Consider the following 18493-nt stretch of genomic DNA (forward strand, 5'->3'; position numbering starts at 1 on the left):
AATTATTTACGCGACTTTAAAGTTGATTCAATGGACTCAATTTGAGCCTGCATATGATCTATTTGTTTCACCAGTTTGGTCAATGGCACATCTGCTAATTGTCTTAAGCGCACAACCGTTCTTTTCCAATGATTTGTTTCAAACTGTCCAGTACCTGAAGAATAAGAACCTGCTTCAGAAATACTTTTTGTGACTATTGACATTCCAGTAATTGTGACATTATCTGTGATTTTTATATGCCCTACGATGCCAACAGCACCTGCAAGAACACAGTTTTTGCCAATAATCGTACTACCCGCGATACCACACTTGGCTGCAATGGCAGTATTCTCGCCAATCTGCACGTTATGGGCGATTTGCACAAGGTTATCAATAATGACACCGTCATGAATGATTGTATCGTCCAAAGCACCACGATCAATACTACAATTTGAACCTATACGTACATCATTTCCGATACGTACAGAACCCAATTGAGCAATACGATTCCACTTTCCTTGATAAGGTGCAAAACCGAAGCCCTCACCACCAATTGCAGTATTGGAATGAATCCGAACACGATCTGCGATTTTTGTTTGGCCTGTAATGGTCACATGAGAATCGACAAAACCGTCTTTGCCAATTTCAACACCATCATCAATTTTGCTGTGCGATTGGATAATTGTATTTGCGCCCACCACACAATCATCACCAATCACAACATAATGACCAATATAAGCATCATCTGCAATAATTGCTGAAGGAGAGATTTGCGCAGTACTTTCGATGCCCCGTTTGCTGAGTTTAATTTCAAATTGATGGGTTAAAATCGCAAAGGCAAGATAGGGATTACGGACAACAATAAAATTCTGGCAATTTGTAAGCTGTTCTTTTAACTCCGCCGTGACGATCAAAGCGCCAGCTTTAGAGTTTTGAGCTTCATTCAAATATTTGTCGTTATTTACAAAAGAAATATGATTGGATTGCGCGTGTTCTAAACTTGCAAGCCCATCTAAAACAAAATTGGCTTGACCAATTAGCTCACCTTGTACAAGCTGAGCTAATTCATCGAGATGAAAACGATTTGATTTCATTGATTATTTAATTGCATTAACCTTTTGGATTATTTTAGCAGTTAAATCACTCTTTGCGTCATAAGCAAGTGCTGAATTTTTATTCAAAACAAAGTCTAATCCAGCTTCTTGGCGCAATTGTTCAGCAGCTTGCTTTACACGAGCCTCAAAAGTTGCATTGGTGTTTTGAATTGTGCTCTGTACTTTCGCCTGAACACCTTGCTGAATCGTTTGGAATTCATTCACTTTTGCTTGGTATTGCGCATTAATTTGCTGAACATTTGCACCTTGAGCCTGTGCTTTTTGTTTCAATGCTTCAATATCTTTAGTGATTTGTTCAAGCTTGGTGGTTTGCGGTTTAACCGATTGTTCTAAACTTGCATTCTGTTGCTTTAAGTAGGTGCTACTTTCTACAACTTTTTCTAGATCAACTACACCAAAACCAGCCGCTTGAACCAATCCAGCAAAACCCAAGCCTAAGCCCATAATGGCCATTTTCATTGTTTTCATCATTGTTCCTTATATTAAGTTAAATCTCGTAAAAAGATCGTACTTAGAAAGTACGACCAATCTCGAATTGAATATTTTTAGTTTCATCGCCCGGTTTATCATTCAATGGGAATGCATAACTCAACGAAAGTGGGCCAATCATGGTAATCCAAGTAAAGCCGACACCCACGCTATAACGCATATTACCAAAGTCAAAATCATTATTGTCTTTACAATATTGTTTCGCATTAATTGGTGTTTTTGAACCATCTAAATAAAGGTCACCAGTCGCTGTACTACAGTCTGTATCAAAGACTTGCGCACCTTCAGCAAAGATTACAGGACGGATCTGACGTGCCCAATCACCCTTAAATGGAACAGGTAAAGCCAATTCTGTACCGAATTGTATTAAAGCATTACCACCCACTTCTTCCGGGTCATAATCTTTGGTTTTTCTTTCGTTATAGGTCACACCAGGGTATTTTGGACCCAATGTACTGTTGTCATAACCACGGACTGAACCAAAACCACCCGCATAGAAGTTTTTATAGAATGGTAAATCATTACCATAACCTAACTTACCATAGCCACGTAATACGAAATCACGACCTAATGGGAAATAAGTCTGTGCATCGTAAGTAACTTTTTGATATTCAACATCACTACCAGGCAATGCGATTTCAGCATTGACACGATGTGATGTACCGTTAGTAGGGAAAATAGGACGGTTCAATGTATTATATGACCAACCCAAATTTAAATTATATGTTAAGAACTTACCTTCAAAGGCACTTCCGTACTCATCTAAGGTCATTGCATTAAATTTATCATCAACACAGTTCGTTGCTACATCATAGCCTTCAGGCAGTGGAACTGGTGGTTCCTTCCCTTGTCCAATATCAATATCTTTTTGTGACTTATATGAACCTGCACAATAAGTGCTTGTATCGGTTTGCTTACCGCCATGCGCCAACAAATAATCACGTACATAGGTAGAAACATAAGCACCAGTTGTTACTTTAGTTTGGTCAATGTTTAGACCTGCACTAATGTTTTGATTTTCATCAATTGGATAACCAAATGTAACACCACCACCGATACTGTCAGTCACATAGTTGTTAACGTTATAATCACTATTTAACTTGGTTTTACGGTAGTACATGTTATATCCACGACTTACACCATCAATGGTAAAGTATGGATCAGTCACGCTTAAGTTATAATAATCTTGGGTTTCTGAACGAGACAAATCGATAGAAACACGGTTACCCGTACCCATAAAGTTGGTTTGACTTAAACCTGCTTGGAATGTGATACCACCATTCTGAGAATAACCTACAGCCAATGTACTGGTACCAGAATGTTGTTCTTCAACATCAATATTCAAGTCCATTTGATCTGGCAAGTTCGGTACACGAACAGGTTTAACATCAACTTTACTAAAGAAACCAGTACGTTCTAAACGCACTTTAGACAAGTCAATTTTTTCGTTACTTGCTAAAGCACCTTCCATTTGACGCATTTCACGACGTAATACTTCATCCGCAGTTTTGGTATTACCGGTAAAGTTAATACGACGCACAGTCACTTGTTGACCAGGATTAATATAGTAATTTAAGTCAACAATATGGGTTTCATTATTGATTTCAGGGACGACATTTACTTCTGCATAGTAGTAACCCGCATTACCATATTTACGAAGTAGTAACTGCTTTACAGCATTGACTTTTTCTTGAGAATACGTTGTGCCATCTTTATAGATTTGTAGCGCTTTTAAATCTTCAGTTTTATAAAGTGCATCACCTAAAAATTTAGTTTCGCCAAATTTAAATTGCTCGCCTTCATTCACTGAAACTTCAATAAAGATATGCTTTTTATCTTCACTAAGATTTAAATTTGAACTGTTAATATCAAAATTGATATAACCTTTATTGAGATATAGCGCACGCAACGACTCTAGACTTGCAGACATTTTTTCACGTGCATAACGGTCATTTCGAGAAATAACCGATAACCAGCCACTCTCTTTTACGGCAAACGCCTGTTTAATGTCGTCTTCTTTAAATACGGTATTACCAATAATATTGATATCAAAAACTTTTGCAGGCTTACCTTCATTAAAATTGATATTCAATTCAACGCGGTTATTGGGTTGAGCAACTTGTTCAACTTTAATATCTGCATCATAACGACCTTGTTGAGCATATTGTTGCTCTAACTCAGTTTCTAATGTTTGTAACGCAGATTTTTTAAGCACTTCGCCTTCGGCCAAGCCCATTTTCTTTAAACCATCCGTCAAAGCTTCTTTCGGAATTAGTTTATTGCCTTTAAAATTAATTTTTGAAATTACTGGACGTTCAATCACTTTAAACACCAAGACACCGTCTTGGTTAGATGCTTGGATATCATCAAATAGATTTGAAGCGTACAAAGCACGAATTGAATCCGCAATTGCAGGATCATTGACACGGTCACCACTATTTATTGGTAAAAGTGCAAGAACATTTTGTTGCGTTAAACGAACCAAGCCATCCACACGGATATCTCGTGCAATGAACTCATCTGCCGCTTGTACTTGCTGTACAGCTGCCATCGCACTAACGAGCGCTAATGGCATAAATAAATGTGAGTGCTGCATGCCTATTATTTTCCAGTAAGTTAATCCACAATTGCGTTATAAACGCATAAAATCATTAAATATTGCAAGAAGCATCATGCTACCAAGCAGTACCATACCAATTTTTAACCCAACCAATTGTATTTGTTCAGAAACAGGCTTACCACGAATTGCTTCAATAATGTAATAAACCAAATGACCGCCATCTAACATCGGAATAGGCAATAAATTTAAAATCCCCAAACTCACACTCATCAAAGCCATAAATGAAATGAATGTCTGCCATCCCATTTCAGCGCTTTGACCGGCGACTTTTGCAATGGTAATTGGACCTGACAAATTATCTAAGCCAATTAAACCACGAACCATCTTCACCATCGAATTCAAAATCATTGCCGAAAGTTGCCCAGTCTTTTCAACAGCAACAACAAAAGCTTCAGCAGGATTATATTGTATTGTTTGTTTATATTCAGTAGGAATAGTGAGTTTATCAGTCTGTGCTTGCACACCCAACATACCTGTTACATTGCCCATATTGTCGCGCTTACCTTGCGGCATCACTTGTAAATGTACAATTTGCCCTTGGCGCAACACATCAACTTTAAGTAACTTTTCAGGTGATTTTTGTACCACATCTACCACATCAAACCAATCTTTCATTTTCACCTGATTGATTGAAATGATTTGATCACCTTCTTTCATCCCTTGACGAATCGCAGCGCCATCACTACTTAACTTATAAACAGTTGCAGGAATCTGTGGACGATATGGGGTAAAACCGAGCACATCAAATGGTGACTGACTTTGGTCTTTTAAGAAATTCTTGATGGGTAAAGCAAAACTCTGCGGCTGACCATTGCGCTCAACCTGAACATCGATATGACCTGTTTCACCAACACGATCAACGATGGCATAGTTGAGTTTTTCCCAAGTGCTGACATCTGTTCCATCTACAGCAACAATTTTATCGCCAATCTGCATTTGAGCTGTTGCAGCAGGTGTATTGGGTAGAACTGCACCAACACGAGTATTTAATTGCTCTTGTGCAGGCAGAAATAGAATCCAAAATAGGACTATTGCAAAAATCAAATTGATCAATGGACCTGCAGCAACAATCGCAATACGCTTCCATGGTGGCTGACGGTTAAATGCTAACGGCAAATCTTCCGCACTAACATTCCCCTCACGCTCATCCAACATTTTGACATAACCACCCAGTGGTAATGCAGAAAGTTGATATTGGATGCCTGATTTTTTCGATGTCCACTTCAACAAAGTTGGACCAAAACCAATCGAATAGACCAGTACTTTTACACCGAGTTTACGTGCAACCCAATAATGCCCAAATTCATGAATCGCAATCAGCGGACCAAGTAGGAATATGGCAGCAACAATGATAAATAGAACACTCATGATCAGCTTCCCAATTGTGTAATGCGTTGTGAAGCAACTTGGCGCGCAAGTTGATCTGTCTGCAAAATCGTATCAATCGAATCTGCCAAACCATTTTGAACGTGATTTAAGGTATGTTCAACCACTTGTGAAATTTCTAAAAATGCAATTTTTTGCTGTAAAAAAGCACTCACAGCAATTTCATTGGCAGCATTGAGAATAGACGGCGCCAATCCGCCCGCCTGCATAGCATGCCGAGCCAGTTTAAGCGATGGAAAACGCGTAATATCTGGTGCTTGAAAGTCAAGTTGTGAATGGACAAATAAATCCAGTGGCGGGACATGCGTTTGAATCCGCTCAGGCCATGCAAGTGCATGCGCAATCGGCGTACACATATCAGGATTACCCATTTGAGCCAAAGTTGAACCATCCACATATTGAACCATTGAATGAATGATACTTTGTGGATGAACAACAACTGTAACAAATTGTTCTTTAATTGAAAATAAATGACATGCTTCGATCAATTCTAAACCTTTATTCATCAGGGTTGCAGAATCTACCGAAATTTTTTGTCCCATCGACCAATTTGGATGTTTACAGGCTTGTGCAGGTGTTACGGTTTTTAATTGTTCTAAGCTAAAGTTTAAAAATGGGCCGCCTGAAGCAGTCAACAAAACTTGCTTGACCCCCAATTGAGGCTCACCATTGGGTTGAATCTGTAAATAATTTTGCGGAAGACATTGAAAAATAGCATTATGTTCAGAGTCGACAGGCAGTAACAAAGCATGATGATCTTTAGCTGCTTGAAGCATAATATCGCCAGACATCACCAAGGCTTCTTTGTTGGCAAGCAAAACGCGCTTACCTGCTTTCACTGCGGCTAAAGTCGGCAACAATCCTGCTGCACCAACAATTGCAGCCATCACCACATCTACATCAGGATGTTCCGATACAGTGATAAGCCCTGCTTCATCTGTGAGGATTTCGATATCAAAAATATGATGTATAGCAAGTAGCTGTTGTAACTCATCTACTTTATCCGATGGTACAACCACACATTTCGGTCGATATTGTTTGCATATTTCACTGAGTTCTTTGATTCGACTAAATCCAGTCACTGCAAAAACTGAATACTGGTCCGAATGCTGTTGTAAAATTTTTAAAGTACTGCGCCCAATAGAACCTGTAACACCTAATATACAAACAGATTGTGACATCTATAAATCTACACCAATAAGTTTTAAAACATACATGCCAGCCGCAAAAAACGGAGCCGCAGCAAGCAATGAATCTATACGATCAAGCACCCCACCATGTCCTGGAAGGATACGACCTGAGTCTTTAATTCCTGCACGACGTTTGATCATAGATTCAAACAAGTCGCCAAGCACAGAGCTAAACACAGTCACAATAGACAAAACTAGGAAAAGAATATGTTGTGGAAGCGTTAAATGTAGGTAAATCGATTGAACCACGATGATCACAATCGCAACAGTGACAATCCCACCAATTAAGCCTTCGATTGATTTGTTTGGACTCACATCTGGCGCAAGTTTACGCTTACCAAATTTACGCCCAACAAAATATGCACCACTGTCCGCGCCCCAAACCAACAGGAACAGGTACATCAACCACCAAGGAGAGCTTTTCCAAACTTCAAAAATAGCGGTAACTGCGGCACTGATTAAAACCAAGCCAACAATATTTAAAGTGATATTGTACCAGCCATCGTATTCAGGATAATGTTTTACCCAATACAGACTACACAACCAAGTGAGAATAGAGGCACTCCAAAGAATAAGCGCCAAATCATTAAAATATAATGCTAACCCTGAAAAAAAAGCGGTCAATACACCGAATCCAGCAGCTTTAATTTTCTTCACATGGTCAGATTCATGTGGCATGAGTTTAAACCACTCATAACCTGCTGCCCCAGCTGCGATAATCATTAACACTAACATTGGATATTGAGATTTTGTTGCAAACATACAACTCAGTACAACTGCCACCAATACCAATGCGGTTATAATCCGCTCTAACATTATAAATTCTCTATATGTTCTTGTTGAATTTGTTCAGAGGTTTTTCCGAAACGTCTTTCACGCCCTGAAAAAATATTGAACGCATGATCCAACTCTTGCACTGTAAATTCTGGCCATAATGTCTCAGTAAAATATAACTCAGCGTATGCAGCCTGCCACAGTAAGAAATTAGACAGTCGGTAATCACCGCCTGTACGAATCAATAAATCCACGGGTGGCAAATCCCCCAAACTTATTTGTTGTGCAAATAACTCAGTATTGATTTGATTCACATCAATTTGTTGATCTTTAACCTGTTGCGCAAGTTTACGTGCAGTATCTGCGATATCCCACATACCACCATAACTAATCGCAATTGTTAAAGTCATGTTACTGAACTTAGCAGTCCTTTGTTCAGCATGCAACATTAATTCACGTAGCTCTGGAGAAAGCCGACTACGATCACCAATAAATCTCAACGAAATTTCGAATTTTTCCATCCGTGGAATTTGTTCATGAATTGTGTCTTCTAACAATTTCATTAACAAATCAACTTCATACTGCGGTCGGTTCCAGTTTTCACTTGAGAAAGCAAACACAGTAAGCGCCTGAACGCCAACTTTACGGCAATGCTCTACAATCGGATCAAGGACATTTTTACCTTCACGGTGTCCATCACCTTTTTGCAGTTGTTTCTTTTTTGCAAAACGATTGTTGCCATCCATGATGATGGCAACATGTTTTGGAAGATGGTTGTCTTCAGATGTGGTCATTTAAATCTTAGACCTTCATCAATTCAGCTTCTTTCGCAGCAAGACGTTTGTCCACTTCAGCAACAAATTTATCGGTAATTTTTTGGATATCATCGCCTGCACGACGCTCATCATCTTCAGAAATTTCTTTATCTTTTAATAATGATTTGATATCGCCTAAAACATCACGACGAATGTTACGAATCGCGACTTTGGCATTTTCTGCTTCGTTACGTGCAACTTTCTGCATATCTTTACGTGTTTCTTCTGTCAAAGCTGCCATTGGCACACGAATCGCATCAGCAGTTACTGGGTTTAAGCCCAAATCTGATTCACGGATTGCTTTATCAATTGCAGAAACCATTGAACGTTCAAATGGTTGAACTAACAAAGTACGTGAATCTTCAACACCCACGTTAGCCACTTGGTTTAATGGCACGTCAGAACCATAGTAAGGAACCATAACTCCATTTAGGATGGATGGATGCGCACGACCTGTACGAACCTTTGCAAAACCATGTTCCAAAGACTCCAATGACTTATTCATACGGTCTTCTGCGTCTTTTTTAAGATCGTTAATCATATGATCTTCCTTACTTATTTATCTAAATGTGTATGGGGTGTAGTGACATTTCATAAACAGACGAAGTGTCACTACACCCTAATCTAAAATTGCAGTAGTATAAAGAGCTTTACTACCCACGTACATTAGTTTGTAACGTGAGTGCCCTCTTTTTCGCCCATTACCACAGAAAGCAAAGCACCAGACTTGTTCATATCAAATACTTGAAGTGGCACATTGTGATCGCGGCATAAGCAAATTGCAGTTAAATCCATGACACCAAGTTTCTCATCTAAAACTTCATCAAAACTTAAATGGTCATATTTAACAGCATCATCATATTTGCTTGGGTCTTTATTGTAGACACCATCAACTTTAGTGGCTTTTAAAATAAGGTTTGCTTCAATTTCAATACCACGTAAGCAAGCTGCTGTATCGGTTGTAAAGAATGGATTACCTGTTCCAGCAACAAATACGCACACTTCACCTTGGGTTAAGTGGCGAATTGCATCACGGCTTGAATACGCTTCAACCACAGCACCAATTGGCAATGCTGACATTAAACGGGTTTTGATGTTACGGCGAACCAAAGCATCACGTAATGCCAAACCATTCATCACTGTGGCAAGCATACCCATTTGGTCACCCGTTACACGGCCAACCAAACCATCTTTTTGTAATTGGCTACCACGGTATAAGTTACCACCACCCACCACGATACCCACTTGCACACCCAAACCAACCAAGTGAGCAATAGATAAAGACATTTGATCTAAGACTTGGGCATCAATCCCCATGTCTTTATTACCCGCAAGCGCTTCACCCGAAAGTTTCAGCAAAATTCGCTCATAGCGTGGCTTTTTAGAATCTAACATCACAAAACTCCAATACTTATATCTACAATTTTATTCGTATTTAATCAAATCGAAATCGGCAACACTTAAGCTGATTTAACGCGAATCAACTTGGCAAACAAATCGTATTCATCTGCATCTGTAATTTCGACTTCAAGTAAATCACCAGCTTTAATCACTGACTTATCAATATCTTCAACAAAAACATTACCATCAATCTCAGGTGCATCTGCATAAGAGCGTGCAACTGCGACTGGGAATTCTTCTTCAAGATCATCTACTAAAACCGTCATGGTTTGACCAATACGACTTTGCAGTTTTTCAGCAGAAATCGCTTGTTGAACTTCCATAAAACGTTCATAGCGTTGTTGCTTAATTTCTTCAGGAACATGATCAGGCAAATCGTTGGCTGTTGCGCCTTCTACAGGTGAGTAGGTAAAGCAACCCACACGATCAAGTTTCGCCTCTTGTAACCAGTCCAATAACATTTGAAAATCTTCTTCAGTTTCACCAGGGAAACCCACAACAAATGTTGAACGAATAACCAATTCAGGACATTTTTCACGCCATAATTTTAGACGTTCCAAGGTATTTTCACTATGAGCTGGTCGCTTCATCAATTTTAAGATGCGCGGACTGGCGTGTTGAAAAGGAATGTCTAAATATGGAAGAATTTTACCCTGTGCCATTAAGTCAATTACCGCATCCACATGTGGATATGGATAAACATAATGTAATCGCACCCAAATCCCTAACTGACCGAGCGCTTCGCACATGTCATAGAATTTGGTTTTAACAGGCTGACCATTCCAGAAATCAAGCTTATATTTGGTATCTACACCATAAGCGGAGGTGTCTTGAGAAATCACCAAGACTTCTTTTACACCCGCTTTTTTTAACGCCTGTGCTTCATTTAATACAGAGCCAACAGGACGTGACACAAGATCACCACGCATGCTTGGAATAATACAGAATGTGCAACGATGGTTACAGCCTTCTGATATTTTTAAATAAGCATAATGTTTAGGTGTTAAACGAATACCTTGTTCAGGTACAAGATCTACAAAAGGATTGTGTTTTGGTGGTTCTGGAACATACTGATGGACAGCTTCCATCACATCTTGATACGCCGCCGCACCTGTCACTTTTAAGACATTTGGATGCATCTGGCGAATTTTATCTTCATCTTTACCCAAACAGCCTGTGACGATCACACGACCATTGGCGCTCATGGCTTCACCAATTGCGTCTAAAGACTCTTGTACTGCAGATTCAATAAAACCACAGGTGTTCACAACAACTAAATCAGCACCTTCATAATCTGATGCAACATCATAACCTTCAGTCTTTAACTGCGTTAAAATGCGTTCAGAATCTACCAATGCCTTAGGACAACCTAAAGATACAAAACCGACTTTGGGGGACTTCATGAATCTGCGCTCCACTATAATCCGCGTATTGTATGACTTTTCAAGAGATAAAAACAGGTGGAAACTGCACTCTTTGTATAATGCACCAAAATACATCCAATCAAATAATTAAATTACTACAATGCACCATTTTGGAACAATATAATGATAGCGTAATATGAATGCTGGTTTTTACACGTGAATAAAGCGCAGTAAATGCGCAATTTTTATCATTCATGTAAGAAAACTGCGCAGTATATAAAAGTTGGCGTGCATCTTGCTTTATATCAGGACGATTTAACCGATTCAATCACCCATGTTCGGGAAAATAGAAAACGAGGTGCAGATGCCATTGCGCTATTTAAAGACAGGAAAGCTCTGCTAATGGATCAATACCCAACAATTGATTATAGATTGCTTGTGGATAATTTAACCACTGCAATTCTTTTGGTCGATTGTAATTTAAATATTTTTTATCTTAATTCATCATGCGAAGCATTGTTTGATATTAGCTTGCTTCGTGCGGCAGGTCAGCCAGTGATTAATATTTTACATGCACCAAATGATAGCTTTAATACCTTGGAAGCATTAAACAACTCAATAAAAACAGGTCAAGCCTATACACGCCGTGAAGCGATTATCAATGTTAACTTTAAAGACATGCATGTTGATTATTCCGTATCGCAGTTAAATACAGGAAGACCCTATCACCCATTACTATTAATTGAATTAAATCCGATTGATCGGATGCTTAAAATTTCTAAAGAAGAAAACCTGATTCAACAACACCAAGTTGCACGACAACTGATTCGAGGTGTTGCACATGAAATCAAAAACCCACTCGGTGGAATTCGTGGCGCGACTCAACTGCTTGCTCGTAGTTTAAATGATCCACAGTACGCAGAGTTCACCGATATTATTATCAGTGAAGTCGATCGCTTAAGAAACCTTGCTGATACCATGCTGGGTTCACGTCAGCTCCCGAGCTACGAATTGGTCAACGTGCATGAACCGCTTGAACGTGTTCGCTCATTAATTGTAAATCAGACCAAGAAAAAAATTAAAATCACACGAGACTATGACCTTTCATTGCCTGATGTCAAAGCGGATCGCGATCAACTGATTCAAGTGATGCTCAACATCAGTGTCAATGCAGTACAGGCGATGACGGAGAATCGTGAGTTTTTTATTGATCATCAACCTGAACTGATGTTGCGTACACGTATCCAACGTTTGGTGACGATTAATGGCGTACTGAATAAATCAGCCATTCGTATTGATATTGAAGACAATGGCCCTGGTGTTCCTGAAGAAATTTTAGAATCTGTGTTTTATCCACTTGTGACTGGTCGTGCCAAAGGAACAGGTCTTGGCTTAAGCATCGCACAAAATATCATGCATCAACACAACGGAATGATTGAATGCCAATCCGTTCCTGGAAAAACAGTATTTAGCTTATATCTACCTTGGGAGTCTAACCATGTCGCATAATAAAATTTGGGTGATCGATGACGACCGTGCTATGCGTTGGGTCTTGGAAAAAACATTTAAAGAAGAAGGCTTCGATGTCACCAGTTTTGAAGAAGCACAATCTGCTTTAGATCAACTTCCAAGCAATGCTCCAGATGTCATTCTCACTGATATTCGTATGCCCGGCATTGATGGTTTAACCTTCCTAGGAAAAGTCAAAGGAAGTTATCCTGATCTGCCCGTGATTATTATGACAGCACATTCAGATTTAGAATCTGCAGTATCGAGCTATCAAACAGGTGCTTTTGAATATCTACCAAAACCGTTTGATATTGATGAAGCACTTGCGTTGGTGAATCGTGCGATTTTGCATATCAACAAGCTGCAACAACAAGAATCTGCCAAAGTTACCCCGATTCAATCTACGGAAATTATTGGTGAATCCCCTGCAATGCAGGAAGTTTTCCGTGCCATTGGACGTCTATCTCAATCGCATATTACTGTATTGATCAACGGTGAATCTGGAACAGGTAAAGAGTTAGTTGCACACGCTTTACATCGCCACTCACCAAGAAGCAGTAAACCATTTATTGCGTTAAACATGGCCGCTATTCCAAAAGATTTGATTGAAACTGAATTATTTGGTCATGAAAAAGGTGCATTTACTGGTGCCAATACCCAACGCCAAGGTCGTTTTGAACAAGCCAATGGCGGAACCTTATTCTTAGATGAAATCGGTGATATGCCCTTTGAAACCCAAACACGTCTGCTTCGTGTTTTGGCAGATGGTGAGTTCTATCGTGTTGGTGGTCATATTCCAGTTCGTGTTGATGTTCGTATCGTGGCAGCAACACATCAAGATTTAGAAAAGTTGGTCAATGATGGTCGTTTCCGTGAAGACTTATATCATCGTCTGAATGTCATTCGTATTCATATTCCTAAACTTGCTCATCGTTCTGAAGATATTCCGATGTTGGCGCAACACTTCTTGGCACGCGCGGGTAAAGAACTCGGAGTTAGTCCGAAAATTTTACGCCCAGAAACGCAAGAGTATATTCAAAAACTGCCTTGGCCAGGCAATGTACGTCAACTCGAGAATACCTGCCGCTGGTTAACTGTAATGATCACAGGGCGTGAAGTTTATCCAGAAGACTTGCCGTCTGAATTAAAACAAATTCCAATCAACAAATCTGATGATCAGGGCCAAGCACAAGCTGGAATTGATCGTATTGCATTACATCATTGGGATGAGTTACTGGCGCAATGGGCAATTCAAAAGCTTAAAAATGGTGAAATGAAAATTTTAGACATTGCCACCCCAATGTTTGAACGTACTTTGATCATCGCAGCACTTCAACAAACCCGTGGTCGTAAACGTCATGCTGCTGAACTTTTAGGTTGGGGGCGTAATACTTTAACCCGCAAACTCAAAGAATTAGGTATGGATTCTGCTGAAGATGATGAAGAGGAAGACAAAACTGTCTTAGCTGAATAGTAAGCAACTCATAAATATAAAGTTTACTCCAACCATATTTCGTAAGAATATGGTTGTTTTTTATTGGCTCATAGTGAAAAATAGCCTCGTGAAATTTAAACTTTATCGTCTAGGGTAAAAATGAAGAAAACTGTTGTTGTAATTAGCTTACTCTCTATTTTTAGTGTTGCTTGCTCTAAAAATAAACCGCATGACAGTTCTGAACATCAAGCAGAAGCCCCAGCGGTTAAAAAAGCACATAAAGCAGCCAATTCAGATGATTGTTTTAAGTTAGAACCCAACAAACAGTTTACCCTGAACAACAATGAAGAAACACAAATACAGATTGTTCCTACAACCTTCAACAATCAGAATGCAATAGCAATCGTTAGACAAGGCGCAGGTGTGCGTACAGATTATATCTACGATTTAACTGGCCGCACCATGCTTGCAAACTTGGACTATGGTATTGCTGCGCTCGGATCAAATCCAAATGATGTGCTGGTAAAAACCACCTATCAAGCCCCGCTTCCAACATTCCCATCCAATCTTAAACCACAGCAAAAATTCCAAATGACGTATAACGCAGTCATTGAATCGCAAATGGATAACAATGATAAGTCAGAAAATAATAAGACGATTGACTTAGTATTTGTAGGATTTGAGGATCTAACTTTAATTGACAATGATGCCAATACCTTAAAGTTTGATAATGCATGTCATTTCATTTCTCAAATCGGAGATGAAACATTGGATGAATGGTATGCTGAAGGGTATGGGCAAATTAAATACATTAAAAAGAAACAGAATGGCGACGTAAAAAGTAGCGAAGCAATTGGCGATGACCCACAGCCTTAATTTAAATCAACCAGTCAACAGCTATTGACTGGCTTTTGTCATTTTTATATTCGATTTTACTTTAAAAAGCCTGATACCAAATTCATGACATTTTGAATATCACCATTGGCTTCAGTGTGATCTGTTGCATCACCTTGTGGTGTGAGTGAATCAATAATTTGCGGTAATACTGTAGAGATTGCACCATATACTTCATTGGTCGGAACATTGGCTTGTTGAGCAACTTGTTCAACTTGCTGACCACCAAATAAACTCTGGATTTGCTCTACATTTACAGCACCATTACCTTGTGACGGATCGACCCAACTTTGAACCTGCCCACCTAAACCTGCGCCTTGCAATTTAGCTAAAGCACCTTGTAGACCACCATTTTGTTGAATCCAACCCAAGACCAATGGCACAACTGCAATCAATAAAGAAGAGGCATTAAAACCACCCGCTTGCGGTGCTTGTTGTTGTCCACCTGTCAAACCACCTAAAACTGAACCAAGTACACCACCTAATCCACCTTGTGATTGTTGTTGCTGCCCACCCAAGCCACCGAGCACTGAACCAAGTACCCCGCCTAATCCACCACCAAGCCCGCCTTGTGATTGTTGTTGTCCGCCAAGTGCTTGTTTTGCCAGAATTTCCACAATATTGGTTAAATCTGTCATAAGTTTTCCTTTTTTAAGTTTTATGAGACAAGTACAGCATACTTGGCTTTATCCTATTCACCAAAATTGGAATTGTTAAATTTTGCAATAGCTTAAGGCTGGTTTTTATAACTAAAATAAAACCATTACCAACGAAATTTATTCCAGTTTTCTGGGTTGGCCCAAAACTTAGAATTAAACCAATCTGGTACATGTTTATAGGTCAAAATATTAAATTGCCAAAGTGCAAAATCATTTTGATGTAAGGTTTTATCAATCAGTTGGGTAAAACCAAGCGATCTGAGTAACTGCTCATCTTTTAGCTGACATGCCACGACAATTCGTTTTGCCAATAAATCACGCAACTTGACCAATAACTGGGATTTTTGTAAATCGGTGATCCCAGACATTTCATCTGTATCTAAAAGTACAAATCCTAAATCATATCGTTGCGTAAAAGGCAGACTTAAAAACTCAGATACGTTAAAATAGGACCATTGAATTGAATAATTTGTAGGGTATTGCGCCAAATTTTGCCCAATACACAATGCAGTTTGAATTGGCTGTTCTTGCGATAAATCGTCTAGCATTGAAGTGATGACATTTTGCTCAGCCATAACTGCACCTTTTTTGAAGCGAGTAATTAAACATGGAACTACAAGGCATTTGTCATAAAATGCATGCAGGTCTTAAAGACCTTAGTGTAACTGATCAACAAACACATAAGGCAAATGTTGAATATAAATTTATATTAGATCGCTCAGAAACCGAGCTACCATTTAGTTTAGGCCAGGAAATTGAGATTGAAGCGACAGGAAATATTTATTGTGTTTCTTGTGGCGCAAAAACACCAAAGTCTTATTCGCAAGGCCATTGCTTTAAATGCATGAAAACCAAGGCATCTTGCGACATGTGTATCATGAAGCCTGAAACTTGCCATTATCATTTAGGTACTTGCCGTGAAGATGATTTTGCTCATGAGGTTTGCTTTCAACCGCATATTGTCTATCTAGCAAATTCAAGTGCTTTAAAAGTGGGGATTACCCGTCTAGGTCAAATGCCAACACGCTGGTTAGACCAAGGGGCGACCCAAGCACTGCCTATTTTAAAAGTCGGTTCACGCCGTCTTTCAGGTCAACTTGAAGTCATGTTTGGTACACAGGTTGCAGATAAAACGGATTGGCGAAAACTACTTAAGGGTGAAGCTGAACCGATTGATCTGATTGAAATTCGTAATGAATTGGTTCAAGAGTTTTCCCCAAAGATTCAAAGCATTCGCGATGAGTTTGCGCAAAATCTTGAGTTTAATGAAACGGTTGAATTGTTAGAAAATGAATTACCCCGTGAATTTATCTACCCTGTCGATATTTATCCTGAAAAAGTTAAATCGCACAATTTAGATAAAACCCCAATCATTCGGGGCAAGCTACAAGGAATCAAAGGTCAATATCTGATTATGGATACAGGTGTCATCAATATTCGTAAATATACAGGTTATGAACTTAAAGTTCGGGCGGAATAGTTTTCACACTCAAACCCAGAAATTGATTTATACATACTCCTCTTTATCTTAGATTTAGAGGAGTTTTTATTGGTTAAAGGTTTTCTAAACTGATTACAAAGTATTCCAGCAGCTCGATAAGCAAACGGATATTTGCTTAATCGGTTGTTAGCGTTAAAAATCAAGCTGTTAAAAGTGCTAAAATCGCCTGAACAGGATCTTCACTATTTCCAGCCAAAAGTTGCTTGTGCATGGTGATCAATTGCATCACTTGAATTTGTGCAGTTTCAATATTCATTAATTTTTCAATTTGATTGGCCAAATTTTCTGCTGTGGCATCTTGTTGAATAAGCTCTTGAATCACTTTTTTACCCGCAATAATATTCGGCAATGAATAATACGGAATTTTCACCAAAAATTTTGCAATCACATAGGTTAACCAATTCAACCTATAAAAAGTCACCATTGGACGATGCAACAATAATGCTTCAAGTGTCGCTGTCCCTGATGCCAAAGCTACAATATTGGCAGCATTCATAACCTGACGACCAATTTTTGATTCTTTATCGGTATTTTCCAGTAAATGAATTTTTGCAACCAAGTCACTTGGATAATGCTTTAATAATTCCTGAATTTGCTGTTTGCGTAAATCATTAATGGCAGGAATCAGGAACTGATAATCTGGATATTTTTGATGAAGAATTTTTGCTGCATCTAAAACCAACGGTCCAAGTCGTTCAATCTCACCACGCCGACTTCCCGGTAACAAGGCAATATGCTTTTGACTGATATCTAAACCAAGCTCTTGCTTTGCATCTAAAATTGGATTTTGTAATGGCAATTGACTTGCCAGTGGATGCCCAACAAAGGCTGCTGGTACGTCATATCGTTGATAAAAGCCTTTTTCAAAAGGAAATAGACAAAGCACTAAATCTATACTGGCTTTGATGCCATGTACCCGTCCTTGTCGCCAAGCCCATACAGATGGACTGACATATTGCACCGTTTTAATCGGCAAGTTTTTCTGTTTTATACTTTTTGAAAGACGTAAGTTAAAGTCTGGCGCATCAATACCGATAAAAACATCTACAGGATTGGCAGTCCATTTCTCGACTAAGCCATCACGTACAGCAAATAATTTTTTTAAATCTTTAAGCACTTCAACAATCCCCATCACAGATAAAATATCCATTGAATAAAAACTGTTAAATCCTTCTGCAATCATTTGAGGACCACCAATCCCCTCAAATTCAGCATCAATACCCTGTTCACGAAAACGACGAATAAGTTTTGCGCCTAAAGTATCCCCTGATACCTCACCTACGACAATTCCAATTTTAAGCTTTCGATTTTGCAAGATATTCTTCCTGATCAGCACTATAACTGCATGATAGCATATTCATA

The 18493-nt window shown here is 39.1% G+C and carries 17 protein-coding genes; 4 read left to right on the forward strand and 13 right to left on the reverse strand.

The window, feature by feature from the left end:
- Positions 1-2 precede the first annotated feature (2 nt).
- The 10 genes from lpxD to rimO form a co-directional block, all read right to left on the reverse strand.
- The gene (gene lpxD, locus AS4_RS12045; protein WP_096734309.1) at positions 3-1073 is read right to left on the reverse strand and encodes a UDP-3-O-(3-hydroxymyristoyl)glucosamine N-acyltransferase; all 1071 of its coding nucleotides are present in this window, start codon (positions 1071-1073) and stop codon (positions 3-5) included.
- A gap of 3 nt (positions 1074-1076) precedes the next feature.
- Positions 1077-1562 (reverse strand): OmpH family outer membrane protein, encoded by a 486-nt coding sequence (locus AS4_RS12050; RefSeq protein WP_004822135.1) that lies wholly within the window; start codon positions 1560-1562, stop codon positions 1077-1079.
- Between the two features lie 43 nt (positions 1563-1605).
- On the reverse strand, positions 1606-4179 hold the full coding sequence (bamA, locus tag AS4_RS12055) for an outer membrane protein assembly factor BamA (RefSeq protein WP_096734310.1): 2574 nt from the start codon (positions 4177-4179) through the stop codon (positions 1606-1608).
- 36 nt (positions 4180-4215) lie between these two features.
- Positions 4216-5571, reverse strand: a complete 1356-nt coding sequence (rseP, locus tag AS4_RS12060; RefSeq protein WP_096734311.1) for an RIP metalloprotease RseP — start codon at positions 5569-5571, stop codon at positions 4216-4218.
- A gap of 2 nt (positions 5572-5573) precedes the next feature.
- The gene (ispC, locus tag AS4_RS12065) at positions 5574-6770 is read right to left on the reverse strand and encodes a 1-deoxy-D-xylulose-5-phosphate reductoisomerase (protein ID WP_096734312.1); all 1197 of its coding nucleotides are present in this window, start codon (positions 6768-6770) and stop codon (positions 5574-5576) included.
- The gene (locus AS4_RS12070) at positions 6771-7595 is read right to left on the reverse strand and encodes a phosphatidate cytidylyltransferase (protein ID WP_004719733.1); all 825 of its coding nucleotides are present in this window, start codon (positions 7593-7595) and stop codon (positions 6771-6773) included.
- Positions 7595-8347, reverse strand: coding sequence for a polyprenyl diphosphate synthase (gene uppS, locus AS4_RS12075; protein WP_004719730.1), 753 nt, complete (start codon positions 8345-8347; stop codon positions 7595-7597). The genes AS4_RS12070 and uppS overlap by 1 nt, the downstream gene beginning before the upstream one ends.
- Positions 8348-8354: 7 nt before the next feature.
- Complete coding sequence (gene frr, locus AS4_RS12080) at positions 8355-8909, reverse strand: ribosome recycling factor (protein ID WP_004719727.1); 555 nt, start codon at positions 8907-8909, stop codon at positions 8355-8357.
- A 125-nt stretch (positions 8910-9034) separates the two neighbouring features.
- Complete coding sequence (gene pyrH / locus AS4_RS12085; RefSeq protein ID WP_004719725.1) at positions 9035-9763, reverse strand: UMP kinase; 729 nt, start codon at positions 9761-9763, stop codon at positions 9035-9037.
- 65 nt (positions 9764-9828) lie between these two features.
- Entirely contained in the window at positions 9829-11172 is a 1344-nt protein-coding gene (gene rimO, locus AS4_RS12090; protein ID WP_004719723.1) for a 30S ribosomal protein S12 methylthiotransferase RimO, read from the reverse strand.
- Positions 11173-11535: 363 nt separating this feature from the next.
- Here rimO and glnL point away from each other — a divergent pair, with 363 nt between their 5' ends.
- The 3 genes from glnL to AS4_RS12105 all read left to right on the forward strand — a co-directional run bounded on the left by glnL (position 11536) and on the right by AS4_RS12105 (position 14953).
- Positions 11536-12642 carry a nitrogen regulation protein NR(II) gene (gene glnL, locus AS4_RS12095; protein WP_034613940.1) on the forward strand — a complete coding sequence of 369 codons (1107 nt, stop codon included), beginning with the start codon at positions 11536-11538 and terminating at the stop codon, positions 12640-12642.
- Positions 12632-14116, forward strand: coding sequence for a nitrogen regulation protein NR(I) (gene glnG, locus AS4_RS12100; protein ID WP_004822147.1), 1485 nt, complete (start codon positions 12632-12634; stop codon positions 14114-14116). Before glnL ends, glnG begins: the two co-directional genes overlap by 11 nt.
- 120 nt (positions 14117-14236) lie before the next feature.
- Positions 14237-14953: a hypothetical protein gene (locus tag AS4_RS12105; RefSeq protein WP_096734313.1), complete on the forward strand. Its 717-nt coding sequence runs from the start codon at positions 14237-14239 to the stop codon at positions 14951-14953.
- Between the two features lie 56 nt (positions 14954-15009).
- Here AS4_RS12105 and AS4_RS12110 read toward each other — a convergent pair whose 3' ends face one another.
- Together AS4_RS12110 and AS4_RS12115 are read right to left on the reverse strand one after the other, a co-directional pair.
- Positions 15010-15609 carry a YidB family protein gene (locus tag AS4_RS12110; RefSeq protein WP_096734314.1) on the reverse strand — a complete coding sequence of 200 codons (600 nt, stop codon included), beginning with the start codon at positions 15607-15609 and terminating at the stop codon, positions 15010-15012.
- Between the two features lie 125 nt (positions 15610-15734).
- Positions 15735-16205 carry a DUF6231 family protein gene (locus AS4_RS12115; RefSeq protein ID WP_004822152.1) on the reverse strand — a complete coding sequence of 157 codons (471 nt, stop codon included), beginning with the start codon at positions 16203-16205 and terminating at the stop codon, positions 15735-15737.
- Between the two features lie 32 nt (positions 16206-16237).
- Between AS4_RS12115 and AS4_RS12120 the strand changes: the two genes are divergently transcribed.
- Entirely contained in the window at positions 16238-17110 is an 873-nt protein-coding gene (locus AS4_RS12120; RefSeq protein ID WP_004719710.1) for a DUF2797 domain-containing protein, read from the forward strand.
- Positions 17111-17270: 160 nt separating this feature from the next.
- Here the strand turns inward: AS4_RS12120 and lpxB are convergent, their stop codons facing one another.
- Positions 17271-18446 carry a lipid-A-disaccharide synthase gene (gene lpxB, locus AS4_RS12125; protein ID WP_096734315.1) on the reverse strand — a complete coding sequence of 392 codons (1176 nt, stop codon included), beginning with the start codon at positions 18444-18446 and terminating at the stop codon, positions 17271-17273.
- Between the last annotated feature and the right edge of the window lie 47 nt (positions 18447-18493).

Origin of the sequence: Acinetobacter guillouiae, from assembly GCF_002370525.2 — a bacterium.
Lineage (GTDB): Bacteria > Pseudomonadota > Gammaproteobacteria > Pseudomonadales > Moraxellaceae > Acinetobacter > Acinetobacter guillouiae.

Bases quoted from the DNA above. Each gene is read 5' to 3' on its own strand.
- glnG (WP_004822147.1), top strand. From the start codon at position 12,632: ATGTCGCATAATAAAATTTGGGTGATCGATGACGACCGTGCTATGCGT.
- uppS (WP_004719730.1), bottom strand. From the start codon at position 8,347: ATGACCACATCTGAAGACAACCATCTTCCAAAACATGTTGCCATCATC.
- rseP (WP_096734311.1), bottom strand. From the start codon at position 5,571: ATGAGTGTTCTATTTATCATTGTTGCTGCCATATTCCTACTTGGTCCG.
- AS4_RS12115 (WP_004822152.1), bottom strand. From the start codon at position 16,205: ATGGCTGAGCAAAATGTCATCACTTCAATGCTAGACGATTTATCGCAA.
- rimO (WP_004719723.1), bottom strand. From the start codon at position 11,172: ATGAAGTCCCCCAAAGTCGGTTTTGTATCTTTAGGTTGTCCTAAGGCA.
- pyrH (WP_004719725.1), bottom strand. From the start codon at position 9,763: ATGTTAGATTCTAAAAAGCCACGCTATGAGCGAATTTTGCTGAAACTT.
- AS4_RS12120 (WP_004719710.1), top strand. From the start codon at position 16,238: ATGGAACTACAAGGCATTTGTCATAAAATGCATGCAGGTCTTAAAGAC.
- AS4_RS12105 (WP_096734313.1), top strand. From the start codon at position 14,237: ATGAAGAAAACTGTTGTTGTAATTAGCTTACTCTCTATTTTTAGTGTT.
- ispC (WP_096734312.1), bottom strand. From the start codon at position 6,770: ATGTCACAATCTGTTTGTATATTAGGTGTTACAGGTTCTATTGGGCGC.
- AS4_RS12070 (WP_004719733.1), bottom strand. From the start codon at position 7,595: ATGTTAGAGCGGATTATAACCGCATTGGTATTGGTGGCAGTTGTACTG.
- glnL (WP_034613940.1), top strand. From the start codon at position 11,536: ATGGATCAATACCCAACAATTGATTATAGATTGCTTGTGGATAATTTA.
- AS4_RS12050 (WP_004822135.1), bottom strand. From the start codon at position 1,562: ATGAAAACAATGAAAATGGCCATTATGGGCTTAGGCTTGGGTTTTGCT.
- bamA (WP_096734310.1), bottom strand. From the start codon at position 4,179: ATGCAGCACTCACATTTATTTATGCCATTAGCGCTCGTTAGTGCGATG.
- frr (WP_004719727.1), bottom strand. From the start codon at position 8,909: ATGATTAACGATCTTAAAAAAGACGCAGAAGACCGTATGAATAAGTCA.
- AS4_RS12110 (WP_096734314.1), bottom strand. From the start codon at position 15,609: ATGACAGATTTAACCAATATTGTGGAAATTCTGGCAAAACAAGCACTT.
- lpxD (WP_096734309.1), bottom strand. From the start codon at position 1,073: ATGAAATCAAATCGTTTTCATCTCGATGAATTAGCTCAGCTTGTACAA.